Here is a 12,277-nt window from a genome sequence, read left to right on the forward strand (position 1 = left end):
TGATGCGAAGATTGCCCGAGCCGGTTCCCGGCCTGCCCGACTCCCGGTCCGCTGCCCGATATCTGTTCTGGTTGGTCCGGCGTTCCCGCCTGACGGTCACCATCGCGGCCGTCTTCGCGATCATCTGGATGGGGTGCCAGTCGCTGGCGCCCGCGATGGTCGGCCGGGCCGTGGACGCGGCCGTCGACGACGACTTCCGCGGCCTCGCCGGCTGGACCCTGCTGCTGCTCGGCGTCGGCACGGTCCAGGTGTTCACCGGCATCATGCGGCACCGGTTCGCGGTGGCGAACTACCTGGCCGCCGCGTTCCGCACGGTGCAGGTGGTCGTCCGGCAGGCCAACCGGCTCGGTGCGACGCTGCCGCGCCGCCTGGACACCGGCGATGTCGTGGCGATCGGCACCTCGGACATCAGCCACATCGGCGGCGCCGTCGACATCGTCTCCCGGGGCATCGGCTCGTTCGTCGCGGTCGCGATCATCACGGTCCTGCTGCTGCGGATCTCGGTGCCGCTCGGCATGATCGTGCTGGTCGGCGTACCGATCATGATGGTGGTCGTCGGGGTGCTGATCGGCCCGCTGCACCGGCGGCAGCGGGCGTACCGGCGCCGGCAGGGCGAGCTGACCGGGCAGGCGGCCGATCTGGTCTCCGGTCTGCGGGTGCTGCGCGGCGTGGGCGGTGAGCCGATCATGGCGGCGCGCTATCGCGCCGCGTCGCAGCGGCTCCGGTTCGCGGGCGTACGCACGGCGCAGGTGGAGGCGCTGCTCGAAGCGGCACAGGTGTTGCTGCCCGGCGTCTTCCTGGTGCTGCTGACCTGGCTGGGGGCGCGGTTCGCCTGGGTCGGCCGGATCACCGTAGGTCAGCTGGTGTCGTTCTACGCGTACGCCGCCTTCCTGGTGGCGCCGTTGCGGCAGCTCACCGATGCGGTCGACAAGATCACCCGAGGGCACGTGTCCAGCCGCCGGGTGGTCGGGATGCTCGAAGTGGACAGTGACCTGACCGATCCGGAGGAGCCGGTGCCGCTGACCGGCGGCGATCTGGTGGACCCGGACTCCGGAGTGCACGCACCGGCCGGCCGGTTGACCGCCGTCGTCGCCGACGTGCCCGCCGACGCGGCGGAGATCGCCGATCGCCTCGGCCGGTACGCGGACGGCGCCCTGCTGGGTGATGTGCCCCTGGACAGCGCGTCGGTGGCCGAGGTGCGCGAGCGGATCCTGGTGATCGACAACGACGGCCGTCTCTTCGCCGGAACCCTGGTGTCCGACCTGGACCCGTACGGCAGCGGCACCCTGCCGGAGGCGCTGGAGGTGGCCGACGCGACCGGGATCGTGGACGCGCTGCCCGAGGGCGTGAACACCGTGGTCGCCGAACGCGGCCGCTCCTTCTCCGGCGGACAGCAGCAGCGACTCCGCCTGGCCCGGGCGCTGGTCGCCGACCCGGACATCCTGATCCTGGTCGAGCCGACGAACGCCGTCGACGCGCACACCGAGGCGCTGATCGCGGACCGGCTGCGGGCGGCGCGGGCCGGGCGCACCACGGTGATCTGCACGTCCAGCCCGCTGCTGCTGAGCCGGGCCGACCACGTCTGTTACCTGGAGAAGGGACGGCTCGTCGCGGCCGGCCCGCACCATCTGCTGCTCCGCAGCACGCCCCGGTACGCCCGGATGGTGCAGCGCGAGGAGCAGCCGTGACCCGCCCGCTGCCGGTGGCGAGCCGCGTGCAGGCCCGCCGCTACGCCCGCGACCTGCTCCGCCGCTACCCCGGCATGTTCCGGGCGGCGGTCGGCCTGAACGTGGCGGCCGCCCTGGCCGCGCTCGCCGGGCCACGGCTGCTCGGCGACCTGGTCGAGGCGATCGAGGGCCACGAGCCGATGGCCGACCTGAACCGGCTGATCGCCACGCTGGCCGGGTTCGTGCTGCTGCAGACGGTCCTGACCCGGTTCGCGCACGTGGCGTCGGCGCGGCTCGGCGAGCGGGTCCTGGCCCGGCTGCGCGAGGAGTTCATCGCGCGGGTCGTGACGCTGCCGCTCGCCACGGTGGAGGCAGCCGGCAGCGGTGACCTGCTGACCCGGGCGACCCGGGATGTGGACGCGCTCTCCAAGTGTGTGCGGTTCGCCGTACCGGAGACGATGATCGCGGTTATCACGCTGGTCCTCGTGGTGGCCGCGCTGGTCATGGTCAGCCCGCTCTTCGCCGTCCCACTGCTGATCGGGATGCCGATCCTGATCGCCGGCACCCGCTGGTACCTGCGCCGGGCGCCGGCCGGGTACCTGGAGGAGAACGCGGCGTACTCGCAGGTCACCGAGGGGATCACGGAGACCGTTGAGGGCGCCCGGACAGTGGAGGGGCTGCGGCGCGGGCGGCAGCGGATCGTCCGTACCGACGCGGATCTGGAACGGACCTTCAAGGCAGAGCGGTACACGCTCCTGCTGCGGACCGTCTGGTGGCCGCTGATCGAGTCGAGCTACGTCCTGCCGGTCCTGATCACCCTCTTCGCGGGTGGCTGGCTCTACCTGCACGATGCGGTGACACTCGGGCAGCTGACCGCCGCTGTGATCTACGTGCAGCAGCTGGTGGACCCGCTCGACCGGCTGTCCGGCTGGCTCGACGAGCTGGAGGTCGGCGCCGCCTCACTGGCCCGGCTGCTCGGCGTCACGGCAGGGGAGCCACCCCCGGCGACCGCTACGGAGCCGTCGGGTGGCCGGATCGAGCTGCGCGGGGTGCGGTTCGCGTACCGGGCGGACCGGGAGGTGCTGCACGGGATCGACCTCGTCCTGGAACCGGGGGAGCGGCTCGCCGTGGTGGGTGTCTCCGGTGCCGGCAAATCGACGCTGGGCCGCCTGCTCGCCGGCGTGCACCAGCCGACCGAGGGCAGTGTCACGGTGGGCGGGGTGCCGCTCTCGGCGCTGCCTCTCGAACGGCTGCGAGCCGAGGTCGCGCTGGTCACCCAGGAGCATCACATCTTCATGGGGACGCTCCGGGAGAACGTGTCGCTGGTGCGCCCCGGCGCTCCGGAGGGGGAGGTACGAGCGGCGCTGGCCGCCGTACACGCGCTGGAATGGGCCGACGCCCTGCCGGACGGACTCGCGACGGTGGTCGGTTCCGGCGGTCTGGTGCTCTCGCCGGCGCAGGCGCAGCAGGTGGCCCTGGCCAGGCTGATCCTGGCCGATCCGCACACTCTCGTGCTGGACGAGGCGACCGCGCTGCTCGATCCGAGAGCGGCCCGTGACCTGGAACGCAGCCTCGCCGCCGTGGTCCGCGGACGGACCGTCGTGGCGATCGCGCACCGGCTCTTCTCGTCACACGACGCCGACCGGGTCGCGGTCGTGGAGGACGGCCTGATCACCGAGCTGGGCTCGCACGAGGAGCTGCTCGCTGCCGACGGCGCCTACGCGGCCCTCTGGAGATCCTGGCAGGGCGAAAAGCAGGAAGGGCGCGCCACCGGCGCGCCCTTCCATGTCAGCTGACGGCTCAGAAACCCGGGCCGTGCTGGTGGCCGTGGCCACCGTGGCTGTGACCGTGACCGCCGGCAGCGGCCGGAGCGGCCTCGGCCGGCTTCTCGACCACGAGGCTCTCGGTGGTCAGCAGCAGACCGGCGATCGAGACGGCGTTGGAGACCGCGTTGCGGGTCACCTTCACCGGGTCGATGATGCCGGCCGCGGCCAGGTCGACGTACTCGTCCGTCGCCGCGTTGAGGCCGTGGCCCCAGCCCAGCTCGCCGACCTTGCCCACCACGACGTAGCCGTCGTGGCCGGCGTTCTGCGCGATCCAGCGCAGCGGCTCCACCAGCGCCTTGCGGACGATCGCGACGCCGATCGCCTCCTCGCCGGTCAGGCCGAGGCCGCCGTCGAGCTCCTTGGCGACCTGCGCGAGCGCGGCGCCGCCACCGGGGACGGTGCCCTCCTCGACCGCAGCCTTGGTCGCCGCGATGGCGTCCTCGATGCGGTGCTTGCGCTCCTTCATCTCGACCTCGGTGGCCGCGCCGACCTTGATCACCGCGATACCGCCGCCGAGCTTCGCGAGACGCTCCTGGAGCTTCTCCTTGTCCCAGTCGGAGTCGGACGCCTCGATCTCCTTGCGGATCTGGGCGACCCGGTCGGCGACGTCGGAGCTGTTGCCGCCGCCGTCGACGATCGTGGTGTTCTCCTTGTCGACGACGATCCGCCGGGCGCTGCCCAGCGACTCGATGCCGACCTGGTCGAGCTTGTAACCGAGCTCGGGGGCGATCAGCTCGCCACCGGTCGCGATCGCGAGGTCCTGCAGGATCGCCTTGCGGCGGTCACCGAAGCCCGGCGCCTTCACCGCGGCGACCTTGATGGTCTTGCGGAGCGCGTTCACCACGAGGGTGGAGAGGGCCTGGCCCTCGACGTCCTCGGCGACGATGAGCAGCGGCTTGCCGGCCTGCAGCACCTTCTCCAGCAGCGGGAGCAGCTCCTCGATGCTGGAGATCTTCTGCGTGGTCAGCAGGATGTAGGCGTCCTCGAGGACGACCTCCTGCGACTCCGCGTCGGTCACGAAGTTCGGCGAGATGAAGCCCTTGTCGAACTGCAGACCCTCGGTGATGTCGAGCTCGGTCAGCATGGCCGAGCCCTCCTCGACGGTGATGACACCGTCGCGGCCGACCCGGTCCATCGCCTCGGCGATCAGCTCGCCGATGGTGGCGTCCTGGGCCGAGATGGTGGCCACGTTCGCGATCGCCTTGTGGTCGGCGACCTCGACGGCCTTGGCCAGCAGCGCCTTGGACACGGCCTCCGAGGCCTTGTCCATGCCGCGCTTGAGGCCGATCGGGTTGGCGCCCGCGGTCACGTTGCGCAGGCCCTCACGGACCAGCGCCTGCGCGAGCACGGTCGCGGTGGTGGTCCCGTCGCCGGCGACGTCGTTGGTCTTCGTCGCCACCTCCTTGACGAGCTGCGCGCCAAGGTTCTCGTACGGGTCGGTGAGCTCGATCTCCTTGGCGATGGTCACACCATCGTTGGTGATCGTGGGAGCACCGAACTTCTTGTCCAGGACGACGTTGCGACCGCGCGGCCCGAGGGTGACCTTGACCGTGTCGGCGAGGGTGTTGACCCCGTGCTCCAGCAGGTGCCGGGCGTCGTCAGAGAAACTGAGAATCTTCGCCATTTATGGTCCCTTCACGCACCAGCGCCCTGCCCCGAGCTATCGGAACAGGGCGCAGGCGCAATCAGTTAGGTCTTACTTCTCGATGACCGCGAGGACGTCGCGGGCGGAGAGCACCAGGTACTCCTCGCCGGCGTACTTGACCTCGGTGCCGCCGTACTTCGAGTAGAGGACCACGTCGCCGACCTTGACGTCGAGCGGAACCCGGTTCCCCTTGTCGTCGATCCGGCCGGGGCCGACAGCCAGGACGGTGCCCTCCTGGGGCTTCTCCTTGGCGGTGTCGGGGATCACGATGCCGGAAGCGGTCGTGGTCTCAGCCTCGTTCGCCTGGACCACGATGCGGTCCTCGAGCGGCTTGATCGCAACCTTTGTCGCGGTAGTCACGGGCATACCCTCCTGGGTACAGGTTTCGCCGGCCATGAAACAGGCCGGTCAGATGCCTCATGCCACCGGGCGGGGCCGTCGTCGCGGGTGCCGGTCCGCCTGGTGCCTGACCGCACGGACGGGCCGCGCAGCTGGCACCCTCATGTTGAGAGTGCTAACCGGAGACTATTCCGGAACTAGCACTCCGTCAACCAGAGTGCCAGCCTGTCACGCCAGGGAGAATGCCTGTGTGACCCCTGAGCTGCTCTCCCGCTTGCGAACCCCTGCCGGAGCCGAAGCCCTGGCCGTGGCGGCCGAGGTCGATGGCGCCGAACCACTCGCCGCGGCCTCGGCCGTGCGTGCCCGGGGCATCGGCGCGGAGCTCGCCGCCGCCGCCTTGACCCAGGCTAGTTTGCGCGGGCGCGCGGCGATGAAATTCGGGCCGGACGCCGCCCGGATGTTCTTCACCAGGCCCGGCCTGGAACAGGCGACCCGGGCCGAGGTCGCGGCGCGCCGGGCCGGGCGTCTCGCCGAGGCCGGCGTCACCTCGATCGCCGACCTCGGCTGCGGCCTGGGCACCGACGCGTTCGCGGCGGCCCGCCGCGGCATCCGGGTGCACGCGGTCGACGCCGACCCGCTGACCGCCGCGGTCGCCGCCGCCAACGCCGAAGCCCTCGGTCTGGCCGATCTGGTCACCGTGACGTGCGCGGACGCCACCACCGTCGAGGTGGAACGATTCGACGCGGTCTTCGCCGACCCGGCCCGGCGCCAGGCCGGCCGCGGCCGGGTGTTCGACCCGAAGTCGTACTCGCCGCCGTGGGACTTCGTGGCGGCCCTGCCCGAGCGGGTGCCGCGGACCGTGCTGAAGCTCGCACCCGGCATCGACCACGCGCTGCTGCCGCCGGGCGCCGAGGGGGAGTGGGTGAGCGTCGGCGGCGATCTGGTCGAGGCGGCGTTCTGGTGCGGGCCGCTGGCGTCGGCGCCGCGCCGGGCCACGCTGCTCGGGCGCGAGCACGCCGAACTGACCGGCTCGGGCGTGGAGGTCGCGCCGGTCGGGGCGGTCGGCGGATATCTCTACGACCCGGATCCGGCCGTGGTCCGCTCGCACCTGGTGGCCGAGTTCGCCGCCGGGGTCGGCGGCCGGCTGGGCGACCCGGAGATCGCCTACGTCTACACCGACGAGCCGGTGGACACCCCGTACGCACGGCGTCTCGCTGTCACGGACGTGCTGCCGTTCTCACTGAAGCGGCTCCGCGCCCTGCTCCGCGAGCGGGGCGTCGGCCGACTGGAGATCCGCAAGCGCGGCTCCGCCCTCGTACCGGATCAATTGCGCAAGGATCTCCGCCTGGCCGGGCCGAACGGCGCCGGGCTGGTGCTGACCCGGGTGGCGGGCGCGCCGGTGGTGCTGATCACCCAGGAAGCCGGCACCCAGTAACTTGCCCTCATGGCGAAGAAAGCGGCCGGGACGCCGGCCACCGTCCTGCTGACTGCCGAGCGGATCGCACACACCCTGCATCCGTACGAGGTGTCCCCGGACGCTCCGAACTACGGCGCCCTGGTCGCCGAGTTCCTCGGGGTCGAGCCCGCCCGGCTGTTCAAGACGCTGATCGCCGAGGTCGACGGCAAGCTCGTGGTCGGCGTGGTGCCGGTGACCGGTGATCTCGACCTCAAGGCGCTCGCCCAGGCGGCCGGCGGCAAGCGCGCGACCCTCGCCGATCGGGCTGCCGCCGAGCGGAGCAGTGGTTACGTCCGCGGTGGCATCAGCCCGCTCGGTCAGCGCCGCCGGCTGCCGACCGTGATCGACGACACCGCGCCGGGTCTCGACCTGATGTACGTCTCGGCGGGCCGCCGTGGCCTCCAGGTCTCCCTCGCGCCGGCCGACCTGATCCGCCTGACCAGCGCGACAGTGGCGCCGATCCGGGGCTGAGCGGCGGCATCTTAGCTTCCGGGCGGATACGTCCCTTCCCCCGGTATCCGCAAACTCGGAACACATATCTCACTCAGCGTTATCTCCGTGTGTCTTCCGGAGGGTTTTATGGGCGCCGAGGTACCCGCTGGTAACCGACTCGTGTTGCCGGATTGTTATCCCTCGTTACGAGATAGATCTCCGTTGCGGCTTGTGTTCTCGGCCACCGTCGGAATACGTTGCCGGGCACAACAAACCGGTTCCTCATCCATCGGCGTCACAGGGCGAGCGTCCCCTCAACGGCCGCAAACCCTGACAAATCCGAACCAAGGCCCCGGATTTACCCCCCGAAAGGACATAAGGGATGCGTAAGGGACTGTTCGCCCTTGCCGCGGTCGGCCTGCTGGCCACCGGAAGCATGGCCGCGTGCGGCAGCGACAGCGGCGACACCGCCGCCCCCGGCGGCAGCGGCGACAGCGGCTCCAAGGCCGGCAAGGTCGGCGTGATCCTGCCCGACACCAAGAGCTCCGCTCGCTGGGCGACCGCTGACCTGAAGTACCTCACCGAAGCCTTCAAGGCGGCCGGTGTGGAGGCTGACATCCAGAACGCCCAGGGTGACAAGACCCAGTTCCAGACGATCGCGGACGGCATGATCGCCAGCGGCGTCAAGGTTCTGATGATCGTCAACCTGGACTCCGGCACCGGCAAGGCCGTGCTGGACAAGGCGAAGTCGTCGGGCATCGCGACGATCGACTACGACCGCCTCACCCTGAACGGTGGCGCCGACTACTACGTGTCGTTCGACAACGTCGAGGTCGGCAAGCTCCAGGGCCAGGGTCTGATCGACTGCCTGACCGAGAAGAAGGTGACCAAGCCGGTCGTCGCGTACCTGAACGGTTCGCCGACCGACAACAACGCCACCCTCTTCAAGGAGGGCTACGACTCGATCCTGAAGCCCAAGTTCGACGCGAACGAGTACGTCAAGGGTCCGGACCAGGACGTTCCGGACTGGGACAACGTTCAGGGCGGCACGCTCTTCGAGCAGATGCTGACCACGAACAAGGACATCAAGGGTGTCCTCGCCGCCAACGACGGCCTCGGCAACGCGGCCATCCAGGTGCTGAAGAAGAACAAGCTGAACGGCCAGGTCCCGGTCACCGGCCAGGACGCCACCGTTCAGGGTCTTCAGAACATCCTCGTCGGCGACCAGTGCATGACGGTCTACAAGGCCATCAAGCAGGAGGCGGACGCCGCTTCCGAGCTGGCGATCGCGCTGGCCAAGGGCGAGGCCCCGACCTCGGCGACCGGCACCGTGACCGACCCGGAGTCCAAGAAGGACGTCAAGTCGGTGCTGCTGAAGCCGCAGTCGATCACCAAGGCGAACGTCAAGGACGTCGTGGCGGACGGCTTCGTCACCAAGGAGGAGCTCTGCACCGCGGACTTCGCCAAGGCCTGCACCGACGCGGGCATCAGCTGACGCCTCGGTAGTCACCTGAGTTCGGCGCCGCTCACGGACACCGTGGGCGGCGCCGGAGTCGGTTCTCGACAAACCCGCGGTCGGCGGAGCCACGATGAGGTGGCGGAGCCGCGACGCAACCGGTCACCGAACGAAGGAGAACCATCAGTGGCCGCGACACCCCTTCTGGAGCTGCGCGGGATCGACAAGAGTTTCGGTCCTGTCCAGGTCCTGCACGACGTCGGCCTGAACGTCTATCCGGGCGAGGTCACCGCCCTGGTCGGCGACAACGGCGCCGGTAAGTCCACGCTGGTGAAGTGCATCAGCGGCATCTACACGATCGACGCGGGCACGGTCACCTACGACGGCAAGGAGGTGGCGATCCACTCGCCGCGCGACGCCTCCGCGCTCGGCATCGAGGTCGTGTACCAGGACCTCGCCCTCTGCGACAACCTGGACATCGTCCAGAACATGTTCCTCGGCAGGGAGAAGAAGTCCGGCATCGTCCTCGACGAGGCGACCATGGAGGAGATGGCCGGCGAGACCCTCCGCAGCCTGTCGGTGCGGACCGTCAAGTCGCTGCGCCAGCTGGTCTCCAGCCTCTCCGGCGGCCAGCGCCAGACCGTGGCGATCGCCAAGGCCGTGCTCTGGAACAGCCGGGTCGTCATCCTCGACGAGCCGACCGCCGCCCTCGGCGTGGCGCAGACCGCGCAGGTGCTCGAGCTGGTCCGCCGGCTCGCCGACAACGGTCTCGGCGTCGTGCTGATCTCGCACAACATGAACGACGTGTTCGCGGTCTCGGACCGGATCGCGGCGCTCTACCTCGGCCGGATGGCGGCCCAGGTGAAGGCCTCCGACGTGACCCACTCCCAGGTCGTCGAGCTGATCACCGGCGGGCGCAGCGGCAACCTCGGCCTTCCGCCCGAGAAGCCCTCGGAGTTCATCGACATCACGCCGGGAGAAGCCCAGTGACCACGACCACGACCACCACGGCCGGCGGGATCCAGGCCGTCAAGCCCACGGTCGCGAGCCACATCCGCGACTACTGGGCGCGAGTCCGCGGCGGCGATCTCGGCAGCCTTCCGGCGGTCCTCGGCCTGCTCGTCCTCGCGCTGATCTTCGGCGTGGCCCGCAGCGACACGTTCCTCAGCGCGCTCAACTTCGCGAACCTGTTCACCCAGGGCGCCCAGGTGGTCTTCATCGCCATGGGCCTGGTGTTCGTGCTGCTGCTCGGCGAGATCGATCTCTCGGCCGGCTTCGCCAGCGGCGTCTGCGGCGCGGTCATGGCCATCCTGCTCACGAATGAGGGCAAGCCCTGGTTCGTGGCGATCCCGGCCGCGATGCTCACCGGCATCGTGATCGGGCTGGTGATCGGCCTGCTCGTGGCGAAGCTCGGCATCCCGTCGTTCGTCGTCACCCTCGCCGCGTTCCTGGCCTTCCAAGGCGTGCTGCTGACCATGCTCAAGGGTGGTCAGAACATCTCGATCACCGACGAGTTCGTCCGCTCGCTGAACAACGACAACCTGTCGGTCGCCTGGAGCTGGGGTCTCACGATCTTCGCGGTGGTGGCCTACGCGGGGGTCCAGCTCAACCGCTACCGCAGCCGGAGGGCCCGCAAGCTGGTCACCGACCCGCTGGGCATCGTCCTGCTGCGCATCGCCGGGCTGGCGCTGCTGCTGGTCCCGGCGACCGCGGTCCTCACCCAGGAGCGCGCGATCAACCCGGCGATCAACTCGCTCAAGGGCGTGCCGATCGTCGTACCGATCATCGCGGTCTTCATGATCTTCTGGGGCTTCGTGCTCGGCCGCACCACGTACGGCCGGCACGTCTACGCGGTCGGTGGCAACGCCGAGGCGGCCCGTCGGGCCGGTATCACCGTCGACCGGATCCGCATCTCGGTCTTCGTGATCTGCTCCTTCATGGCGGCGATCGGCGGCATCCTGGTGGTGAGCCGGGCGAGCTCGGTCGACCCCAACACCGGTGGCAGCAACATCCTGCTCTACTCGGTCGGCGCCGCGGTCATCGGCGGCACCAGCCTCTTCGGCGGCAAGGGCAAGGTGATCAACGCGGTGATCGGTGGCGCGGTGATCGCGGTCATCGACAACGGCATGGGTCTGATGGGCTTCAGCTCCGGTCAGAAGTACATCTTCACCGGCCTGGTGCTCCTGGCGGCGGCGAGCGTCGACGCCCTGGCCCGGCGCAGAGCCTCCGCAACGGGAAGCTGATGCGAGCCGGCCCCACCCAGGAGGAGGTACGCCGGCACAACCTCGGGACCCTGCTGCGCTACGTGCATGTGCACGGCGCGACATCCCGGGCGGAGTTGACGAGCCGGCTCGGCCTCAACCGCAGCACCATCGGGGCCCTGACCGCCGAGCTGATCAGCGCGGGTCTGGTCAGCGAGGCGGCGCCACGCGAGACCGGCCGGGCCGGACGACCGTCACTGGTCGTCCGGCCCGAGTCCGGGCGCGTGTACGCGTACGCGCTCAGCATCGAGGTGGACCGCCTGCGTGCCGCGCGCGTCGGTCTCGGCGGCCGCATCCTGGAGCAGTACGAGACCGAGCGGCCACCCGGGATGAGCGCCGACGACGCGGTGCAGCCGCTGGCCCGGTTCATCAGGCAGATGCGTGCGAGCGTGCCGGACGACGCCCGGTGCGTGGGCAGCGGCCTCGCGGTCGCCGGCATGGTGCGCCGCGAGGACGGGATGGTCCGCCTCGCCCCGACGATCGGCTGGGTCGAGGAACCGGTCGGCGCGGCGCTGCGTGCCGAACTCGGCGAGGACGGCAAGTTCACCATCGGCAACCACGCGGACGTCTGCGCGCTCGCCGAGCACGCCAGGGGCGCGGCTGTGGGCTGCGACAACGTGATCTACCTCTACGGGGACGTGGGCGTCGGCGCGGGCATCGTGGCCGGCGGGCACCGGGTCACCGGCCACGGCGGATACAGCGGCGAGGTCGGCCACATGGTGGTCAACCCGTACGGGCGGCCGTGTTCCTGCGGCTCGCGCGGCTGCTGGGAGACCGAGATCGGCGAGCACGCCTTGCTCCGGCTCGCCGGCCGGTCCGACCGCAGCGGCCGGGACGCGGTGCTCGCCGTCGTGGACGCCGCGATGCGCGGGGACAGCCAGGCGCAGCACGCGTTGCGGCAGGTCGGCGACTGGCTGGGCTTCGGCCTCGGCAACCTGGTCAACATCTTCAACCCGGAAGTCGTGATCTTCGGGGGCACGCTGCGGGACGTCTACCTGGGCGCCGCCGCGCAGATCCGCAGCCGGCTCAACGCGGTCGGCCTGCCCGCCTGCCGGGAACACGTCCGGCTGCGCACGCCCGAACTCGGCACCGACGCGGCTCTGATCGGCGCGGCCGAGCTCGCCTTCGAGCGGCTGCTGGACGACCCGCTGCTGTCCTGAGCCCGGCCTACGGGGGTCATCGCGGAAGATCTATG

At 70.4% G+C, this 12,277-nt stretch carries 10 protein-coding genes; 8 read left to right on the forward strand and 2 right to left on the reverse strand.

Going from position 1 to position 12,277, the window contains the following annotated elements:
* Positions 1 to 2 precede the first annotated feature (2 nt).
* Positions 3 to 1,688 carry an ABC transporter ATP-binding protein gene (locus EP757_RS13800; RefSeq protein ID WP_127545925.1) on the forward strand — a complete coding sequence of 562 codons (1,686 nt, stop codon included), beginning with the start codon at positions 3 to 5 and terminating at the stop codon, positions 1,686 to 1,688.
* Complete coding sequence (locus tag EP757_RS13805) at positions 1,685 to 3,463, forward strand: ABC transporter ATP-binding protein (protein WP_127545928.1); 1,779 nt, start codon at positions 1,685 to 1,687, stop codon at positions 3,461 to 3,463. The genes EP757_RS13800 and EP757_RS13805 overlap by 4 nt, the downstream gene beginning before the upstream one ends.
* A 4-nt stretch (positions 3,464 to 3,467) precedes the next feature.
* Here the strand turns inward: EP757_RS13805 and groL are convergent, their stop codons facing one another.
* Entirely contained in the window at positions 3,468 to 5,117 is a 1,650-nt protein-coding gene (gene groL / locus EP757_RS13810; protein ID WP_127545931.1) for a chaperonin GroEL, read from the reverse strand.
* A 72-nt stretch (positions 5,118 to 5,189) separates the two neighbouring features.
* The gene (groES, locus tag EP757_RS13815; RefSeq protein WP_014440794.1) at positions 5,190 to 5,504 is read right to left on the reverse strand and encodes a co-chaperone GroES; all 315 of its coding nucleotides are present in this window, start codon (positions 5,502 to 5,504) and stop codon (positions 5,190 to 5,192) included.
* A gap of 223 nt (positions 5,505 to 5,727) precedes the next feature.
* On the opposite strand from groES, the gene EP757_RS13820 reads away from it, so the two are divergent.
* The 6 genes from EP757_RS13820 (at position 5,728) to EP757_RS13845 (ending at position 12,242) form a co-directional block, all read left to right on the forward strand.
* Positions 5,728 to 6,912 (forward strand): class I SAM-dependent methyltransferase, encoded by a 1,185-nt coding sequence (locus EP757_RS13820; protein ID WP_232050500.1) that lies wholly within the window; start codon positions 5,728 to 5,730, stop codon positions 6,910 to 6,912.
* Between the two features lie 9 nt (positions 6,913 to 6,921).
* Entirely contained in the window at positions 6,922 to 7,404 is a 483-nt protein-coding gene (gene ybaK, locus EP757_RS13825) for a Cys-tRNA(Pro) deacylase (protein ID WP_127545938.1), read from the forward strand.
* Between the two features lie 343 nt (positions 7,405 to 7,747).
* Positions 7,748 to 8,860 (forward strand): sugar ABC transporter substrate-binding protein, encoded by a 1,113-nt coding sequence (locus tag EP757_RS13830; protein ID WP_127545941.1) that lies wholly within the window; start codon positions 7,748 to 7,750, stop codon positions 8,858 to 8,860.
* Positions 8,861 to 9,007: 147 nt separating this feature from the next.
* Positions 9,008 to 9,811: an ATP-binding cassette domain-containing protein gene (locus tag EP757_RS13835; protein ID WP_127545944.1), complete on the forward strand. Its 804-nt coding sequence runs from the start codon at positions 9,008 to 9,010 to the stop codon at positions 9,809 to 9,811.
* Positions 9,808 to 11,064 (forward strand): sugar ABC transporter permease, encoded by a 1,257-nt coding sequence (locus EP757_RS13840; protein ID WP_127545947.1) that lies wholly within the window; start codon positions 9,808 to 9,810, stop codon positions 11,062 to 11,064. The genes EP757_RS13835 and EP757_RS13840 overlap by 4 nt, the downstream gene beginning before the upstream one ends.
* Positions 11,064 to 12,242 carry an ROK family transcriptional regulator gene (locus tag EP757_RS13845; protein WP_127545950.1) on the forward strand — a complete coding sequence of 393 codons (1,179 nt, stop codon included), beginning with the start codon at positions 11,064 to 11,066 and terminating at the stop codon, positions 12,240 to 12,242. Before EP757_RS13840 ends, EP757_RS13845 begins: the two co-directional genes overlap by 1 nt.
* Positions 12,243 to 12,277 lie beyond the last annotated feature (35 nt).

This window comes from Actinoplanes sp. OR16 (genome assembly GCF_004001265.1).
GTDB lineage: Bacteria > Actinomycetota > Actinomycetes > Mycobacteriales > Micromonosporaceae > Actinoplanes.